The organism is Microbacterium sp. HA-8, assembly GCF_046111165.1.
In the GTDB taxonomy this organism is placed as follows: domain Bacteria; phylum Actinomycetota; class Actinomycetes; order Actinomycetales; family Microbacteriaceae; genus Microbacterium.
Genome location: NZ_CP162025.1, coordinates 2,808,064 through 2,825,526 on the forward strand (window position 1 = coordinate 2,808,064; position 17,463 = coordinate 2,825,526).

14 protein-coding genes are annotated in these 17,463 nt (G+C 64.5%); 12 read left to right on the forward strand and 2 right to left on the reverse strand.

Annotation, left to right across the window (positions count from 1 at the left end; genetic code table 11):
- The first annotated feature begins 23 nt into the window (after positions 1-23).
- Genes rfbA through AB2L57_RS13420 form a run of 7 tightly spaced genes read left to right on the forward strand, consistent with a single transcriptional unit; the run spans position 24 to position 6,973 of the window.
- Positions 24-893 (forward strand): glucose-1-phosphate thymidylyltransferase RfbA, encoded by an 870-nt coding sequence (gene rfbA, locus AB2L57_RS13390; RefSeq protein WP_409047312.1) that lies wholly within the window; start codon positions 24-26, stop codon positions 891-893.
- A complete protein-coding gene (gene rfbB / locus AB2L57_RS13395) occupies positions 893-1,891 on the forward strand; it encodes a dTDP-glucose 4,6-dehydratase (RefSeq protein ID WP_409047313.1) in 999 nt (332 codons plus the stop codon). The genes rfbA and rfbB overlap by 1 nt, the downstream gene beginning before the upstream one ends.
- 2 nt (positions 1,892-1,893) lie before the next feature.
- Positions 1,894-3,351 carry a dTDP-4-dehydrorhamnose reductase gene (gene rfbD / locus AB2L57_RS13400; RefSeq protein WP_409047314.1) on the forward strand — a complete coding sequence of 486 codons (1,458 nt, stop codon included), beginning with the start codon at positions 1,894-1,896 and terminating at the stop codon, positions 3,349-3,351.
- 46 nt (positions 3,352-3,397) lie between these two features.
- Complete coding sequence (locus tag AB2L57_RS13405; protein WP_409047315.1) at positions 3,398-4,432, forward strand: glycosyltransferase family 2 protein; 1,035 nt, start codon at positions 3,398-3,400, stop codon at positions 4,430-4,432.
- Positions 4,425-5,564, forward strand: a complete 1,140-nt coding sequence (locus AB2L57_RS13410) for a DegT/DnrJ/EryC1/StrS family aminotransferase (RefSeq protein ID WP_409047316.1) — start codon at positions 4,425-4,427, stop codon at positions 5,562-5,564. The genes AB2L57_RS13405 and AB2L57_RS13410 overlap by 8 nt, the downstream gene beginning before the upstream one ends.
- Positions 5,565-5,574: 10 nt before the next feature.
- Positions 5,575-6,519: an NAD-dependent epimerase/dehydratase family protein gene (locus AB2L57_RS13415; RefSeq protein WP_409047317.1), complete on the forward strand. Its 945-nt coding sequence runs from the start codon at positions 5,575-5,577 to the stop codon at positions 6,517-6,519.
- A gap of 4 nt (positions 6,520-6,523) precedes the next feature.
- Positions 6,524-6,973, forward strand: coding sequence for an acyltransferase (locus tag AB2L57_RS13420; RefSeq protein ID WP_409047318.1), 450 nt, complete (start codon positions 6,524-6,526; stop codon positions 6,971-6,973).
- Here AB2L57_RS13420 and AB2L57_RS13425 read toward each other — a convergent pair.
- Both AB2L57_RS13425 and AB2L57_RS13430 read right to left on the reverse strand, forming a co-directional pair.
- Positions 6,965-7,933, reverse strand: coding sequence for a Gfo/Idh/MocA family protein (locus AB2L57_RS13425; RefSeq protein ID WP_409047319.1), 969 nt, complete (start codon positions 7,931-7,933; stop codon positions 6,965-6,967). The two genes, AB2L57_RS13420 and AB2L57_RS13425, sit on opposite strands and share 9 nt — an antisense overlap.
- On the reverse strand, positions 7,933-9,054 hold the full coding sequence (locus tag AB2L57_RS13430; RefSeq protein ID WP_409047320.1) for a DegT/DnrJ/EryC1/StrS family aminotransferase: 1,122 nt from the start codon (positions 9,052-9,054) through the stop codon (positions 7,933-7,935). Before AB2L57_RS13430 ends, AB2L57_RS13425 begins: the two co-directional genes overlap by 1 nt.
- A 109-nt stretch (positions 9,055-9,163) precedes the next feature.
- Between AB2L57_RS13430 and AB2L57_RS13435 the strand changes: the two genes are divergently transcribed.
- From AB2L57_RS13435 to AB2L57_RS13455, 5 genes are all read left to right on the forward strand, one after another.
- Positions 9,164-9,913, forward strand: a complete 750-nt coding sequence (locus tag AB2L57_RS13435) for a DapH/DapD/GlmU-related protein (RefSeq protein WP_409047321.1) — start codon at positions 9,164-9,166, stop codon at positions 9,911-9,913.
- A complete protein-coding gene (locus tag AB2L57_RS13440) occupies positions 9,903-10,913 on the forward strand; it encodes a lysylphosphatidylglycerol synthase domain-containing protein (RefSeq protein ID WP_409047322.1) in 1,011 nt (336 codons plus the stop codon). The genes AB2L57_RS13435 and AB2L57_RS13440 overlap by 11 nt, the downstream gene beginning before the upstream one ends.
- Before the next feature lie 65 nt (positions 10,914-10,978).
- A complete protein-coding gene (locus AB2L57_RS13445; RefSeq protein ID WP_409047323.1) occupies positions 10,979-13,264 on the forward strand; it encodes a hypothetical protein in 2,286 nt (761 codons plus the stop codon).
- A 29-nt stretch (positions 13,265-13,293) separates the two neighbouring features.
- A complete protein-coding gene (locus tag AB2L57_RS13450; protein WP_409047324.1) occupies positions 13,294-15,492 on the forward strand; it encodes a hypothetical protein in 2,199 nt (732 codons plus the stop codon).
- 5 nt (positions 15,493-15,497) lie between these two features.
- Positions 15,498-17,462: a glycosyltransferase gene (locus tag AB2L57_RS13455; RefSeq protein WP_409047325.1), complete on the forward strand. Its 1,965-nt coding sequence runs from the start codon at positions 15,498-15,500 to the stop codon at positions 17,460-17,462.
- The last annotated feature ends 1 nt before the right edge of the window (position 17,463 follow it).

The following is a 17,463-nucleotide window of genomic DNA, read 5'->3' on the forward strand; positions in this document are numbered from 1 at the left end:
CGAGTGTGTGACACCATATCGGCATGAGGGGGATCATCCTGGCCGGGGGCTCCGGCACTCGACTGCATCCGATCACACTGGGGACATCGAAGCAACTCATCCCGGTGTACGACAAGCCGATGATCTACTATCCGCTGTCGACGCTGATGCTGGCGGGTATCCGAGACATTCTGGTCATCACCACTCCGCACGACGCGGCCCACTTCGAGCGGCTCCTGGGCGACGGCTCCCGCTTCGGGATCTCTCTGACCTTCGCACAGCAGGCGTCGCCCGATGGGCTGGCCCAGGCCTTCACGATCGGCGCGGAATTCATCGGCCGTGAGAAAGTCGCGCTCGTCCTGGGCGACAATCTGCTCTACGGGCCCGGTCTGGGAACGCAGCTCAAGAGGTATCGAGACGTCCAAGGGGGTGCGATCTTCGCTTATTGGGTCGGTGAACCCTCCGCCTACGGCGTCGTCGAGTTCGATCGCGCCGGCAACGCGCTGTCGCTGGAGGAGAAGCCGAGAACACCCAAGAGCAATTACGCGATCCCGGGTCTCTACTTCTACGACAACGACGTGGTGAACATCGCCCGAGAACTGACACCCAGCGAAAGAGGCGAATACGAGATCACGGATGTCAATCGCGCCTACCTCGAGCGCGGCGAACTCCACGTCGAAGTCCTTCCGCGGGGTACGGCCTGGCTCGATACGGGCACCTTCGACCAGATGACCGACGCGTCGGACTACGTGCGGACGATCGAGAGGCGGACGGGAATGAAGATCGGCGCGCCCGAAGAAGTGGCGTGGCGTCAGGGCTTCCTGTCCGACGAAGAACTCCGGCACCGCGCACGAGAGTTGGAGAAGTCAGGGTACGGACGCTATCTCCTGGACCTCCTCGACAGGGGCCTGTGATGTCGCGGCTGCTCGTGACCGGCGGCGCCGGATTCATCGGATCCAACTTCGTGCACCACGTGGTCGCGCATACGGACCACCACGTCACGGTCCTCGACAAGCTCACGTACGCGGGCAACCGCGAGTCCCTCGCAGGTCTCCCGGAGGCTCGTGTGCGTTTCGTGCACGGCGACATCGCCGACCCGGCCCTGGTCGACGACCTGATGACATCGACGGATGCCGTCGTCCACTACGCCGCCGAGTCGCACAACGACAACTCCCTCGACGACCCTCGTCCCTTCCTCGACACGAACATCATCGGCACGTACACCCTCCTCGAGGCAGCGCGCCGCCACGGCACCCGCTTCCACCACGTCTCGACCGATGAGGTCTACGGCGATCTGGAGCTGGATGACCCGGCCCGCTTCACGGAAACGACCCCCTACAACCCATCGTCGCCCTACTCCTCGACGAAGGCCGGGAGCGATCTTCTCGTCCGCGCGTGGGTTCGCTCGTTCGGTGTCCAGGCGACCATCTCGAACTGCTCGAACAACTACGGCCCCTACCAGCACGTCGAGAAGTTCATCCCGCGCCAGATCACGAACGTCATCCGCGGCATCCGCCCCAAGCTGTACGGCAAGGGCGAGAACGTCCGCGACTGGATCCACGCCGACGATCACTCCTCCGCGGTGCTCACCATCTTGGAGCGGGGTCGGATCGGCGAGACGTACCTGATCGGCGCGGACGGGGAGAAGAACAACAAGGACGTGGTGGAGCTGATACTCGACCTCATGGGTGAACCTACCGACGCGTACGACCACGTGACCGATCGAGCCGGACACGACCTGCGCTATGCCATCGACTCGAGCAAACTGCGCGATGAGCTGGGGTGGCGGCCGCAATACCGCGATTTCGAGGCCGGTCTCTCCGCGACGATCGACTGGTATCGCAGCCACGAAGCCTGGTGGGCGGGCGCGAAGGACGCCACCGAGGCCTTCTACACGGCGAAAGGCCAGTGACCATGGTCGAGGACGGGACCCCGCTGCGTCGCGCCGAAACCCCCATCCCCGGCCTCACCGTCTGGGACATACCGGTCCACGGCGATCAACGAGGCTGGTTCAAGGAGAACTGGCAACGCGAGAAGATGGTCGCCGCCGGGTTGCCGGACTTCGGGCCCGTTCAGAACAACATCTCCTTCAACAAGAGCGTGGGCACAACAAGAGGGCTACACGCCGAGCCCTGGGACAAGTGGGTGTCCGTCGCGACAGGCCGTGTCTTCGGGGCATGGGTCGACCTACGGGAAGGCCCGGGCTTCGGCGCGACCTTCACCGTCGAGATCGACCCGACGGTCGCCGTCTTCGTGCCGAGAGGCGTCGCCAACGGATTCCAGACGCTGGAGCCGAACACCGCGTACAGCTACCTCGTGAACGACCATTGGTCGTCCGATGCGTCGTACACGTTCGTCAACCTCGCGGACAGGACGCTGAACATTCCGTGGCCGATCGCTCTCGACAGGGCGGTGGTATCCCCCGCCGACGCAAAGCATCCCCCGCTGTCCCCGTCGCTCGGGACGCCAACGAAGAAGACCCTGGTCATCGGACGGAACGGTCAGCTCGGAAGCGCATTGCGCAATCTTTGGGGAGGCGCTCGGTCCGTTGACTACGTCGATCGGGACGAGCTGGACATCACGTCGACCGGGCTCGAGCGCGCGAGAGTATGGAATGACTATTCGGTCGTGGTGAATGCCGCTGCCTACACGGCGGTTGACGCGGCCGAGACCCCCACCGGCCGCCGAGACGCGTGGGCGATCAACGCGGCTGCCGTCGAGAACCTTGCGCGCATCTGCAGGCGGCACGCGCTGACACTCGTCCATGTCTCGACGGACTACGTATTCGACGGCGACTCGCGGCGACCATATCGCGAAGATGATCCTGTCTGCCCGATCGGTGTCTACGGTCAGAGCAAGGCGGCGGGCGATCTGGCTGCCCAGAGCGTCCCGTCGCACTTCATCGTCCGCACCTCCTGGGTGATCGGCGGCGGCACGAACTTCGTGCGCACGATGGCGCGGTTGGCCGACGATGGGAAGCCGGTGAAGGTCGTCACCGACCAGCTCGGACGACTCACCTTCGCTGAGGATCTGGCGGCTGGCATCGCACACCTCATCGACGAACGTCTTCCACCAGGCATCTACAACGTGACCAACGCCGGGGAGCCGACCTCTTGGGCGAGGATCGCGCAGGAGGTGTACCGTGCCCGAGGGCAGAACCCGGAGCTCGTTTCGGGTATCAGCACGGCGGAGTACACCGAGAGCCGCACGGAAACGAGAGTAGCGGCGAGACCCGCTTACAGCGTCCTGGATCTGTCGAAGGTGACGTCGTCCGGATTCACGCCGGCCGATCATCTCGAGCGTCTCGCCACCTGGATGCGCGAGAATCTCCGGGAGGCAGGGACGAGCGCACGACACGGATCAGACAGGTGACGTGAAACCGGGCCCGGGACTCGACAGGGGCTAGGATCAATTAGTCATGTCGCATGCAGAGCCAACGCCCCGCGGCCAGCTTCTTTCCCTCGTCGTTCCGGCCTACGACGAACACGACAACGTCGACGGTATCTTCGCCTTCTACAACGACATCCGCCAAGCGTATGAGTCCCCGGATGTCTCCTTCGAGCTCATCATCGTCGACGACGGTTCCACCGACGGCACAGCGGAGGCCTGCGCAGCGGCTGCCCGCACCACGACGGACGTGCGCCTCGTGCAGCTTTCACGCAACTTCGGTTCGCATGCGGCCATCAGTGCCGGTTACGCGTACGCCCGAGGCGACGCCGCGCTCACACTGAGCGCGGATCGCCAGGAGCCACTCGAGGCTATCGGCGACTTCATCCGGGAGTGGCAGGCTGGGGCGGATATCGTCTGGGGTCTGAGATCCGTCCGGGTCGCGAAGAACGGCATGTACGACCGATTCGCCACCGGCTTCTCCCGCGTCTACCAGGCGCGCTCGGACGTGCCGTCGTATCCGGCCGAAGGTCCCTCGCAGATTCTCGTCACTCGCGCAGTCCTCGACGTCATCCTCGCGATGCCCGAGTTGAATCGCAATGTCCTCGCGATGGCAGCCTGGACAGGTTACGACCAGCGGAAGATCTACTTCGAGCAGCTTCCACGGCCCCACGGCGCGAGCAAGTGGACATCTCGGAAGAAGCGGAAGCTGGTCATCGACTCCTTCGTGGAGTTCTCTCACGCTCCCCTCCAGTGGCTGGCGGGGATCGGTTTGGCGTTCGGCGCCATCGCCCTCGTCCTCCTCCTCCTTGCCATCGTTCTTCTGATCGCTCAGGGGTGGATGGCCGCAGCCGTCAGCGCTGTGATCGGCGTCACCTTCGGCGTCGGCGGCGTCATCATGGGCGGGCTGAGCGTGGTCGGCGAGTACGTCTGGCGGGCCGGGGATGACGCTCGTCGTAGACCCTTGTTCATCGCTCGCCGAGTCCGCGATGTCGGAGGGCCCCGGCAGCCGGACGCGAATGCAGATGCAGGAACTCCGGCAGTGAAAGGCGGACAACATGACTAAGCAGGTTGCACTGGGGCAGCCCACCGTTGGTCAACGAGAGTTGGACGCCATTCGGTCTGTGTTCGACTCGGGATGGCTGTCCGGGGCAGGACCAACGTGCGTGCAGTTCGAGAAGAACTTCGCCTCCGTGGCGGGTGTGGACAACGTGCTGGCGACGAGCAACTGCGGCTCGGCCCTCCACCTCGCCCTTCTCGCACTGGGAGCAGGACCCGGTGATGACGTGCTCGTCGCCGATTACACCTTCCCGGCAACGGGCCACACCGTCATGTGGACAGGAGCACGGCCGGTCTTCGTCGATGTGCGGCCGGATATCTGGTCGATCGACACCACTCTTCTCTCGGACGCGGTCACGGAGCGAACCGTCGGTGTCATCGCCGTCGACCCGTTCGGGCAGCCCGCCGACTACGACGAGCTCGTGGAGTTTTGCCGAGCACGTGGTCTCTGGCTCATCGAAGATGCGGCGTGCGCAACGGGAGCGAGCTACCGGGGTCGCAAGGTCGGCGAGATCGCCGACCTCACTGCGTACAGCTTTCACGGCAGGAAGGGAATCACCTCCGGCGAAGGCGGAGCACTTGCCTCGCCGAACGACGAACTGATCGCCCACGCTCGCAAACTGCACACGTACGGCATCAGCCCGGCCATCGCCCGCGATGCGAGTCGGGAGTTGCCCGTCCCGTCCTTTGACGAACTGGGATACAACTATCGCCTGTCTGATGTGCAGGCGGCGATCATGCTCGTCCAGCTCGAACGCCTACCTCAGCTGCTCGCCGCACGCCGCAGCGTCGCCACGGGGTACGCCGAGCGGCTCGGCGACCTCGACCTCGTCACCTTGCCGACCGCCCTGCCAGATCGCGATCACAGCTGGCAGTCGTATGTCATCGCCGTCGACGAGTCGCTCGACCGGGGCGCCGTCGCGACGTCGCTTCGCCAGCGAGGGGTCGGATGCAATTTCGGTACCTATGCAAGCCACCTTCAGCCGCTCTATGGAGAGCAGAAGTCGCTTCCCGTGTCCGCCGACCTCTTCGCACGACACATCGCCATCCCCATGCATGCGAACATGACCGAGGATGACATCGATTACGTCGCGGACACAGTCCGCAGCGTGCTGACCGACACCGACAATCGGCGCTGAAAGGTAACTCGTGGACAAGGGCAAAGTATTCATCACCGGAGGCGCCGGGTTCATCGGCCTGCATGTCGTCGAGCAGCTCCTGGAACGGGGATGGAGCGTTCGGATCTTCGACAACATGATCCGCGGCGACCGCGACCGAGCCAACGCGCTCGCCAGTGGAGGCGAGGTCGAGGTCATCGACCAGGATGTTCGCGCCGGCGCAGCCGTTTCCGCCGCGATGAAGGGATGCGACCGCGTCATCCACCTTGCTGCCGACTCGATCAACAAGAGCCAGGCGGATCCGTTCTCGTCAGTCGACGTGAACGTCGTCGGATCTCACAACGTCTTCGCGAGCGCCGCCGAGCTGGGCGTTCAGCGCGTCGTTTACGCGTCGAGCGCATCCGTCTACGGCGACCCCGAGAAGCTTCCGATGCACGAGGACGACCCGCTCTCGCCGATCACGCCGTACTGCATCGGCAAGCGGACGGGAGAAGATCTGCTGCGCTACTATGAGCGCCGCAGTGGGCTCTCCTGGATTGCTCTGAGATTCTTCAATGTATACGGTCCGGGCCAGAAGACGACGGCGTACTACACGTCGGTGATCAACCACTTCGTGAATCGGCTGCGAAACGGCGAGCCACCCGTGATCGACGGTCGCGGCGAGCAGTCCATGGACTTCATCCATGTGAAGGACATCGCGCGCGCCGTCGTGCTGGCCACGGAGTCCGAGGCCAGCAATGCGGCTATCAATGTCGGCACGGGTATCGACACCAGCGTCGCCGAGCTGGCGCGTATTCTGATCGACGCGGTTGGCGCAGACGTCGAGCCGCAGTTCAACCCGCGCGATGTCCTCGTGAGCCGTCGCGCCGCCGACATCGTTCGGGCACGGGAGATGCTCGGCTTCGAGTATTCCATCCCCGTCCGGGAGGGCATGACCGATCTGATCCAGTACGAGATCGCGGCAGCGGCACGGTGAGCCGATGACCGACGGGCTCCCCCCGAATCCCTACAACCCGCATGCCTGGGTGATCGGCGAACCGAACATCGGAGAAGGCACCTGGATCGGGGCGTTCACCGTCATCGACGGTTCAGGGGGGCTGACGATCGGCAAAGGCTGCGATATCTCGTCCGGGGTCCAGATCTACACGCACTCGTCGGCGCGAAGATGCGTGTCGGGACGCCGCTTCACTCAGGTCGATCGGTCCCCGGTGACGATCGGAGATCGCGTCTTCATCGGCGCGGGAGCCATCATCAACATGGGGGTCGTCATCGGTGATGAGGCCGTGATCGGAGCGGGAGCCGTCGTCACCAAGGACGTTCCTGCTCGAACCGTGGTCGGGGGAGTTCCGGCACGGTCATTGGGCGAGGTCATCCTGACCGATGGTGAGCCGCGGTTCACGACCGGCTCATCGTCCGATCTCTCAGAGTGAGCCGACCCGCTTCTCACCGAGCGCTTCGGCAACGATCTGGTGCGAGGGGAGGATGGACGACCGCTCTTGGTCCGCGTCCACCTCTCCCTCCACCAGCTGAATGAAACGCTCAAACTGGGCGGCAAGGGGCTCTGCCCCGGCGACCTCAGGAACTTCCATCTCCGTGGCCTGGCGGTAGCCCGCGCCCCCGGGCCGGTCCTCGTCGACCGTCGTGTGCCGGTACAGGACCACTCCCCTGCGCAGCAGATCGATCTCGACCATTGAATCCAGGCCTTGCACGGTCATCGAGCGGATCTTGCGCTGACCAAGTCGACTCGCAGATGCTGAGGCGACGGTTCCGCCCGAAAAACTGAGCGCGACGTCGACAACGTCCTCGGCGCCCGGCAGGGAGTCTGGATGGAAATAGCCCACCTGGGGGGTGATGCTCACCGGCGCGCCATCGCCCATCAACTGGCAGATCAGATCGACATCGTGCACGAGAAGGTCCCACGCAACCCCGGTCCTGATTCGCTTCGCGTAGGGAGAGTGCCGGTCGGCTCGCACGTACACCGGAGCGTCGATCATCCGCTTCGCCACCATGACCGCGGGGTTGAACCGCTCGAGGAGACCACACATCACCGGGACGTCGCTTGCCTTCGATAGTTCGAGGATCTCGGAAGTCAGCTCGAGAGAAGGACAGACCGGCTTCTCGATGAGGAGGGGCTTGCGGGCGGCGATGACGTCCTTCGCGATCGCATAGTGATGCTCTGTGGATGCCGCCACGACCACCGCATCCACGCCGGACACCGAATCGATCGAGGGAGACCAGTCAACTCCGGCGAGGTCCGCGGCGGCCTTGCCGACTTCCTCCACAGGGTCAATCACGACGGCGAGATCCGCCGCATCGCTCATCGAGATGATGCGGGCGTGGTTTCGACCCATGGAGCCGGCTCCTATGAGCGCAATACGCGGGCGAGCCATCAGCTCTTGAGCGCTTTCTTCACGGCGCCTGCGATGACATCCAGATCGTCGTCGGTCAAGTAAGGGTGAACGGGCAGCGAAACGCAGCGTCGCGAGACGTCCGAAGCGACGGGCGTCGGCTCGACGACGACGCGCGCGTCCCGCTGATACGGCTCATATTCATGAACGAGACGGGGATAGTAGACGCCCGCCGTCACTCCTGACCCGAGAAGCGAACCGACGAAGTCTTCGCGGTCGGCATTCTCCGGCAACAGCACCGTGTACTGGTGCCACACGTGAGTGCGGCCCGGCATCTCCTTCGGCAGAACCAGGCCAGGAATATCGTCGAGGCGCTCCGTGAGGCCGGCCGCGTGTGCGCGTCGCCGGCTCAGCTGGCCCGGATACTCATCGATCTGCGGGATGACGACCGCTGCTTGGAGGTCGGTCATCCGGTAGTTGTGACCGGCGACCACATACTCGTACCTTGCGCGCATTCCCTGATTGCGAAGGATGCGAAGTCGAGCGGCCAGCTCGTCGTCGTTGGTCGTGATCACCCCGCCTTCTCCCGATGTGAGGTTCTTGGTCGCGTAGAACGAGAAGCATCCCGTTCCGAATGAGCCGACCGACTTGCCTCCGTACGTCGCACCATGCGCCTGAGCCGCGTCCTCGATCAGCGCGAGTCCGCGATCATTGCAGATCTGCACGATCGGGCCCAGATCGACCGACTGTCCGTAAAGATGCACGGGGACGACGGCACGCGTCGCGGCCGTCGTACGCACATTGACACTCTTCGCGTCGAGACCGAAGTCCTCGACCCTGATGTCGGAGAACCTAACGGACGCGCCCGTCTCGAGGATCGCATTCAGCGTCGCCGCGAAGGTGAACGGGGAGGTGATCACCTCGTCGCCGGGACCGAGACCGTGCGCTTGCATCGCAGCGACGAGCGCTGTGGTGCCATTGTTGACGGCGATGGCGTGCGAGACGTCGGCGAGTTCAGAGAACCGCTCCTCGAACTCCGCGACCATCGGGCCTTGAGCGATCACGCCAGACCGGATCACTTGAAGGACTCTCTCCTCGACACGGCGATCGAGTCGAACGACGGAAATCGGAATCACGGCATCAGTCCTTGGGGGTCGGGGCATGCGCGGCCGAGACGATCCTAACGGCGCGATGGCGGACTCTCTGGTTCATCCCAGCCGGGTCGGGACGCGTGGGATAGAGTTGTGCCGCCTCGTAGGCACCCCTGAGCTCATGACCAAACGCACCCTCATCCACCCGACCGCGATCATCGGCGACGAGGTCGAGCTGGAAGCCGGTGTGGCCGTAGGTCCGCACACATCGATCTTCGGCCCGGTAGTCGTGGGCGAGGGTGCCTTCATCGGCCCCGGCGTCCGGATCGGTTCGCCACCGGAGATCGCGACGCTGCCGCAGCATCCCGCGTGGACCCGCTCCGCAACGTATGAGGGTGTGGTCATTGGGCCTCGAGCTGTTATCCGCGACAACGTCGTCATTCATCAGGGCAGTCATCGTCCGACCCGGATCGGCGCGGACTCCTGGATCCTGACGGGTGCGTATCTCGCACACGACGTCGAAGTGGGCGACCAGGCAACCGTGTCGGCCGGGGTGTCTATCGGCGGTCACGCGCAGCTCGGCCCGCGATCGAACATCGGGATGAACGCCACTATTCATCAGCGGCGTCTTGTCGGTCCGGGGGCCATGATAGGAATGGGAACCCCGCTCACTCGAGATGCTCCACCGTTCTCCAAGGTCTTCGGCGCCCCACCCAGAATCCGCGGCATCAACCGACGATCGCTCGATCACTACGGACTCGACGAGGACGCCATCGAACAATTGATCGCGACGTATGAGAAAGGCGGGAGTCTCGAGCAACTCTCCGTTCATCACTCGTGGAGCGCTCACCGCGAAGCCCTCGACTGGTGGATCCAGCGCGAACCGCTCCGTCCGCTTGAGGTCCTGGACAGTTCACGTCATGACGGCTGACGACAACGATGGGGGCGCGCCGACCGCTCCACCGCGCAGATCGAGCCGGGCCCGCCTGCTCAATATCGCCCGATGGACGCTGATCCTGCTCGTGGTCGCGGCGTCCGTGTGGCAGGTCGTTGTCAATTGGGAACAGGTGGCCGACACGGTTGTGGGCCTGCAGTGGCAACGCGTCATCCTCGCGTTCGTCGCCGTATGCCTCGGAATCTGGTCCTCAACTCTCAGCTGGATGGTGCTCGTTGACGAGCTGGGCACCCCGATCGGCGCCCGACGGGGTGGCGAGGCGTTTCTCGTGGGGGCGCTGGGCAAGTACCTCCCGGGCTCCGTGTGGGCTTACGTCCTCCAGATCGAACTGGGGCATCGCGCAGGGTTGGCACGCGCACGCGTCTTCACAGCAACGGTTTTCAACTTCGCGGTGATCGTCGTCGCGGCTCTGCTCGCCGGCGCAGTGGCGGTTCCCGTGCTCATCGCCGACACCCCCAGCCTTTCCTGGCTGCCATGGCTGTACCTCATCCTGCCGGTTGCGCTTGTGATGTTGCATCCGCGCATCCTCACCGCGCTCGCCAGCGTCGGCTTCCGACTGCTTCGACGGCCGCTGCCCGACCACCCCGTGCGATTGAGGGTCGTCGCTCGGTCGCTCGGCTATGCGCTGATCACGTATATCGCCTACGGCGTGCACCTGTGGCTTCTCGCCGATACGTGGGAGGGCATCACTCTCAGCCCTCTTCTGCTGTGCATCGGGACCATGGCGCTCGCGATGGTGGCCGGCATCGTCGCGTTCCTGCTCCCATCGGGGATCGGCGCGCGGGAATTCATCATCGTCGCCGCTCTTACGCCCATCGTCGGAATCGGGCCCGCCACCGCATACGCTGCCGTGAGCCGCCTCATGTTTGTGATCGCGGACCTCCTGACCGCCGGGGTTGCCGCGACGGTCGCGGCCGTTGCACGTCGCCGACAGGGCGCCTACCGCGGTGATGCGGGAGTGAATATTGATGTTTGAGTAATAACGAGTGACGGATACACTCAGCGAAACGCCGCAGACCCACAATGGGAGGGATGGGAGCTATGCGCGCTCGTCGAGCTCGTCGTCACAAGGCTGTCATCATCGCCCTCGCGATCGTCGCGGCCATCGCCGCTGTGCCGCTTAATGCGGGAGTGGCGAGCGCACTGAGCGGTTCGGACTTCGATCCGGGCAACATCATCTCCGACGAGAGGTTCTTCGACAACGCGTCGATGACGGAGGCGCAGATCCAGCAGTTCCTGGACGCGCAAGTGCCCAATTGCCGCGCCACGGACCCGACTCTCCCGTGCCTGCGGTATCTCGTGACGTCGACGACGCCTCGCGCAGCGGCGGCGAACGGCTGCGCGGCCTACGCCTCCGAGGGATGGGAGAGTGCCGCCCGGATCCTATGGAAAGTGGCCCAGGCCTGTCGAATCAATCCCCAGGTGCTGATCGTGACCCTCCAAAAGGAGCAGTCACTGATCACGGCGACAGCTCCGACGGCGCGACAGTATCGCGCCGCTATGGGTGCCGACTGCCCTGACACCGCGGCATGCTCCCCCGACACGCCCGGCTTCTTCAATCAGGTCTACAAGGCTGCCTGGCAGCTTCGGCAGTACACCTACAATCCCACCCGCTGGCGGCACCAGGTCGGCGCCACGGACATCCTGTATTCGCCCCGCTCCATCTGTGGATCATCGACCGTGATAATCCGCAATCAAGCAACCGCGAACCTCTACAACTACACGCCGTACCAACCCAATGCGGCCGCGCTGAGAAACCTGTACGGCGAAGGCGACTACTGCTCGACGTACGGCAACCGCAACTTCTGGCGCATGTTCACGGGCTGGTTCGGTTCGACCACGGCGCGTGGAACGAGCGCGATCGACGCGGTCTACTACGGAAACGGCGGGACCACCGGCCCGCTCGGTGCAGCGACGAGCGATTACCTATCCATCTCGTCGCAGACAGGGTCGGGCACGGCGCGGGCATACCAAGGCGGCTCGATCTACTGGACACCCCGGACCGGTGCGGCGGCCGTCGTCGAACCCTTCAGGAGCTTCTACTTCGGCTATCAAGGAGCAACGGGCCTTCTCGGCTGGCCGAACTCGCCGAGCATGTCGATCGGCAACCGCCCCGGTAGCGCGGGTCAGTCCTTCACCAACGGCTCTGTCTACACGAGTACCGCCACGGGAACGCACTCGGTGATCGGCATCACGCGAGACCACTATTTCGGGCACGGTGGAGCGCTCGGATGGCTCGGTTGGCCCACTGCGGAGAGCCGAGTGGCGACGAGCAACAGCGGTCCGGCGCCGGCCAAGACCGGGACTCTGCAGCAGTTCGAAGGCGGAACCATCGCCTGGTCTGCCCTCACCGGTGCGCATTCGATCCCTGCAGCGATCTCCGCGCGCTACTCCCAGTGGGGCGGGCCCGACTCAGCGGTCGGCTGGCCGATCAGCGGATCGTTCTCGTACCGGTCTAACGGCGGGGGTGTCGCACAAGTGTTCGAGGGCGCATCTGTGTACAGCTCCTCGGCGGGGACATTCTCTCTGAGAGGCGCTCACCGCGACATCTATTTCGGCGTGCGTGGAGCGGAGGGGTGGCTTGGGTGGCCGACGACGGACGTCATCTGCCTCGAGGGCGGCCGCTGCTGGCAGCACTTCCAGAACGCGTCGATCCTCAGTGACGCAAGCGGTGCACGCGTAGCGCTTGCCGCGATCGAAGATCATCACGTGGGTCAGGGCGGAGATCAGGGTCGGCTTGGGAAGCGTACGAGCGGACTCATTCCGATCTCCTCGAGTGGAGGGGGTCTCGGGCAGGCGTACGCCGGCGGGTCCGTCTACTTCTCGAAGGCAGGGACCTACGACGTGAGCGGGTCGATCCGCGACTACTATTTCGCACGATCGGGTGCCGATGGAGCCCTGGGCTTCCCCACGTCCTCGCAGACCTGCGAACAGGGTTCGTGCTGGCAGAGCTTCGCCGGCGGCACAGTCGTGTCCGCCGAGTCCACGGGAACGTACGTCTCGACTGCTCCTATCCACCTTGCTCACAAGGCAGCCGGCGGGAACTCGGGCGCACTCGGCGCAGTGCAGTCGAGCGTGATCACGATCCCCGAGAACGGCTCGGGTGTCGCACAGGTCTTCCGTGGCGGCTCCGTATATTCGTCGGGCGCCGGTACATTCGCCGTTTCCGAACCCATCCGGGGGCTGTACTTCGCCCGCGGCGGCAGCGCCGGAGATCTCGGATGGCCGGCGTCCGGCATGGTGTGCGACTCCGACGGAGCGTGCACTCAGCAGTTCCAGCGCGGCACGATCAGCTGGTCCCCCGAGGGCGGTGCGGCTTACCAGTGACCCCGAGGTCCGTCACGTAGGATGTGGCGGTGATGACCCGCGTTTCTCCTGCATCTCTGAGACTGGCGGGGAGAGTACATGCCTTCTTCGTGCACGACTGGTCGCTCGCGTGCCTGGTAGCGCTGTACGTGGCGGCGCTGGGAGTAGTCGCCGCGGTGTGCGGGCATCACTTCTTCTACGTCGGCGACAACCCCGAGTCCTTCATCCCCCTGTGGCACCACTTCGGAACTGAGCTACGCAGCGGCCGCTGGGACATGATGGAGCCGGGCGGCTGGATGGGCGGGAACTACGCGGGTGAAGCCGCCTACGCCCAATGGAATCCGTTGCTGATCGTCGCCTACCTCGCGACTTCGCTGTTCACGGATCTCGCGTTGGCTGCTTCCGTCGTCATGATCGGGATGCTGAGCCTTCTGGGAGCGGGTGCATATCTGCTCATGCGGGCGTTCTCGGTGGGCAAGGCCCCGAGCTTCGCCCTTGCCGGAGCACTCCCGGTCAGCGGGTTCACCCTTTTCTACGAAGCGGCGGGCTGGCCGGCGGGACTTGCGGCATTTGTGGGCGTCGTCTACTTCTGGCTTGCGGTTCAGAAGCAGTCACTCGGAGAGTGGCCTCCTCTGGTGACGTTCGTCTTCGGGTTTCTTGCCGTGACGACGGGCAACCCCTACGCGCTGTTAGGCGTGCTGATCGTGCTGGCTGGCGTGTTCGCGGAGCAGTTGCTGAAGCGCCGTTGGGCCGCAGCACGGCATCTCGTCGCAGTCGGGGTCCTCGTCGGTTCGAGTGCGTTGTTGGTCTACCTTCCACTTCTCGGTGTGCAACCGGTCACCGTGCGTCAAGAGCTGGCCGGCCTCGTCAATGACACGTTCATGGTCCCCGACCTGGGGGACCTTGCCGGAGCCAGCACGCCTTCCTACCTCCCGACCATCACCAACTGGGGAGGCGCACTGGTAGAGGGCCTGCCCTCGACCTACCTCGCGTGGTTCGCCCTTCCGCTCCTCCCCTGGCTGCGTTGGACGCCGATGCTGCGTTCTGTCGCCGCGATGCCGAGTGTCGCCATCATCGGGCTGATCTATCTCGTCGCAACGCTCGGCCCATCGAACCTGTGGCTCTTCCGGTGGCCGATCCGCCTGATCGAGTATCTCTACCTCGTCATCTTCATCGTGCTCGGCATTGGCATCACACAGGGCCTTGCGACGACGAACGCACGGCGACGCGCGCTCGCTTCGGCCGTCATCGTCGCCGGCGGCGGCTTCCTCGCCTTCGCGGCCACGCCGGACGGCGCGAAGATCCACGTCGTCGGCCTGGCCCTGACGGCCGGGCTTCTCGTCGTTGTGGCAATGAGCTGGCGACGCATGGGGCTGATCGGAGCCATGGCGGCCATCGCTGTGGGCACGATTGCGGTGACGGGTTTCCAGACCCTCGCCTACCCGAGGGGAAATCCCACGATCGTCCTCCCCAGCAATCTCGAGGAGATGCGACTGGCAACCGACGAATACGAGGGTCGTGTGTTGCAGCTCGCGCAACAACCCCTCGCGGGGCCGGACGCCGTCAACACGGGCCGTATCCTCTTCGGCAATCTTCCCGCTCCTCTGCCGTACGAAAGCGTCAACCGGTATTCGGGAATCAGCTTCCGCGCGTTCTCAGAGGCGCTATGTCTGGACTACAAGGGCAACACCTGCAACGACGCCTACGATCGTCTCTGGCAGTCCGTCCCCGGCACACAAGGCGATCTGGCTGATGCCATCGGGATCGACACCCTCGTTCTGCAGAGGGCGGCATTCGAGGAAGAGGTCTCAGCTGGGCCTCCCCCGGGATGGCGGGAGGCCCAGCAGGATACCATTCGGGCGGTGTGGGTCCGCGATCAACAACTTCCGGAGAACGGGCGTGTCACCGGAACGTCGGAAGGAGTCGAAGCCCGCTCGTCGTCCGACTCCGCACGAAGCGAGACTGTACGCGTATCGGCTGATGAGCCCGGATACGTGACGTTCGCCCGACTCGCGTGGCCCGGATACTCCGTACAGCTCGATGGTGAAGCCGCGTCGTTCACCTCGACCGAGGAAGGTCTTCTCCAGGTGGAGGTTCCTCCCGGCGAGTCGACACTGCACATCGAATACTCACCACCCGGCATATCCGCGGGCTGGATCGCCGTCGGCATCGCCAGCCTTATCGCCGCCTTCCAGACCGCGTTCTGGTACCACTCCCGCCGCACGCTGACCCCTCGAGAAAAACGATGAAACACATGATCGATGACGCACCGGACCCCACGACAGGCTCGTCTGCCGAGAGCACCGCACCGCGACGGCTGCAGCGGATCCTCTTCCAGCCGACGGACGAGATCGCGAGCCAGGACCTGTACGTCAAAATGACCCGCGGGCGAGTGGTGGGCCTGAAGCGCGAAGAGATCACGATCGCCCCGTTCTCCACCGCCTCGACCCGCACGTACTTCGGTCGTTTCCCCGCGGCGTACTTCCAACGATGGACCGCCATCCGGTCGGTGTCTATCCGAGGGTGGGTGCAGGGACGCGGGCGAATCCGGGCATACGCAAGTGACGACGTCGACAGAGAGCGGATCGTCGGCGTCGCCGACGTGGACTCCCTCGAGGCCGTTCCGTTCGAGATAGCTCTCAAGCTCGACCGATTCCTCGACGGCGGGTTCCTCTGGCTCGACCTTGAGGCCGGTGATGGCGACCTCAGTGTCGGTTCCGTCCGGTTCGAGAGCGAAAACGATGCGGAACCATCTGCGGTCACCGTGGTGATCTGCACGCACAACAGGGCTGACGACTGCCTGAACACCCTGGATGCGCTCGTCAGTGATGACGCAGCACTAGCCGCCGTAGAGAAGATCATCGTGGTGGACCAGGGCGACGATCGCGTCGAATCCCGCACCGACCGCTTCGCGTCGATCCGCGACCTGCTCGGTACTCGTCTGGCGTACATCACGCAGGCCAATCTCGGCGGGGCCGGCGGATTCACGCGCGGGATCTGGGAAGCGATGTCGGACGGTCGGGAGGACGGTGACATCATCCTGATGGACGATGACATCGTTCTCGAACCGGAGACTCTGTTGCGCATGTCGGCGTTCTCCGCACGAGCGATCAACCCGGTGATCGTCGGGGCACAGATGCTGTACCTATACCACCCGAACGTCCTTCACACATCAGCAGAGGATGCCGACCTCGAGACTCTGCGCGCTGGCGTTCCGGTGCACGACAGAGAGCAGGGACTGGATCTTCGCAAGAAGCTCCCATACCGGTGGGCGGAAGGCGGCTACAACGCGTGGTGGACCTGCCTGGTCCCTCGCAGCGTCGTACGGTCGATCGGCTACCCGCTGCCGATCTTCTTCCAGTGGGATGACATCGAGTACGGACTCCGCGCCCGCGCAAACGACATCCCCACGGTGACCCTGCCAGGTTCTGCCGTGTGGCATGCCGACTTCGCGCTGAAGGACCGCGACGACTGGTCTCGCTATTTCTCGTACCGCAATTCGCTCATCGTGGCGGCGTTGCACGGCCGTTGGAACAGCAAGAGGATCGCCGCGACGCTTTTTCACCACCTGCTCGAGATGATCATGTCGCTTCACTATGGCTTGGCTGCGACGACCATCCTCGCGATCGATGGTTTCCTCGCCGGGCCCGACACGGTGCGCGACGGCAGCGCGGACGCGTTGGCTCGAGTTCGCGAGGTTCGCTCCCGCTATCCGGACACCGTGCGCCACCGCCCTGAGGAGATGGTTGAGACCGGACTTTTCTCTTTGCCTGCCATCAACTCCGGCGGATACCCCCGGATCCCTTGGCTGGTGAAGGTCAAGCGGTCGCTCTGGCAGGTCCTCGGCCTCAACAAGCGTGTCGGCAAGATCTCGTCTGCGGACAGCAACTGGTACCACTCGTCCCAGTTCCGGAAGGCGATCGTGACGGACGCGGCGCTTGATTCCTTCCGGATTCGAGCGTTCGATCCGAGGATCGCTATGAGTCTGATCCGCTCGTCAGCAGTGGCCTTGTGGCGGCTGCGCCGCCGAGGAAGCGACGCAGCGGCCGCTTGGCGCGAAGCGCAGAACGGCCTCACCGAGCGCGCCGCGTGGAGCCGCATCTTCGATGCGACGCGTCCCCCCGCAACGACCCCGAACACGGCGCGACGCAGTTACGATAGGGGCGCCCCGACTCCGACCCCGGACCCGACCGCGGCCGATGTGGCGGCTAACGACTAGG

Excerpts from the sequence above, each read along its gene's own strand:
- rfbA (WP_409047312.1), top strand. The coding sequence starts at position 24 with ATGAGGGGGATCATCCTGGCCGGGGGCTCCGGCACTCGACTGCATCCG.
- rfbB (WP_409047313.1), top strand. The coding sequence starts at position 893 with ATGTCGCGGCTGCTCGTGACCGGCGGCGCCGGATTCATCGGATCCAAC.
- rfbD (WP_409047314.1), top strand. The coding sequence starts at position 1,894 with ATGGTCGAGGACGGGACCCCGCTGCGTCGCGCCGAAACCCCCATCCCC.
- AB2L57_RS13405 (WP_409047315.1), top strand. The coding sequence starts at position 3,398 with ATGTCGCATGCAGAGCCAACGCCCCGCGGCCAGCTTCTTTCCCTCGTC.
- AB2L57_RS13410 (WP_409047316.1), top strand. The coding sequence starts at position 4,425 with ATGACTAAGCAGGTTGCACTGGGGCAGCCCACCGTTGGTCAACGAGAG.
- AB2L57_RS13420 (WP_409047318.1), top strand. The coding sequence starts at position 6,524 with ATGACCGACGGGCTCCCCCCGAATCCCTACAACCCGCATGCCTGGGTG.
- AB2L57_RS13425 (WP_409047319.1), bottom strand. The coding sequence starts at position 7,933 with ATGGCTCGCCCGCGTATTGCGCTCATAGGAGCCGGCTCCATGGGTCGA.
- AB2L57_RS13430 (WP_409047320.1), bottom strand. The coding sequence starts at position 9,054 with ATGCCCCGACCCCCAAGGACTGATGCCGTGATTCCGATTTCCGTCGTT.
- AB2L57_RS13435 (WP_409047321.1), top strand. The coding sequence starts at position 9,164 with ATGACCAAACGCACCCTCATCCACCCGACCGCGATCATCGGCGACGAG.
- AB2L57_RS13440 (WP_409047322.1), top strand. The coding sequence starts at position 9,903 with ATGACGGCTGACGACAACGATGGGGGCGCGCCGACCGCTCCACCGCGC.
- AB2L57_RS13445 (WP_409047323.1), top strand. The coding sequence starts at position 10,979 with ATGCGCGCTCGTCGAGCTCGTCGTCACAAGGCTGTCATCATCGCCCTC.
- AB2L57_RS13455 (WP_409047325.1), top strand. The coding sequence starts at position 15,498 with ATGATCGATGACGCACCGGACCCCACGACAGGCTCGTCTGCCGAGAGC.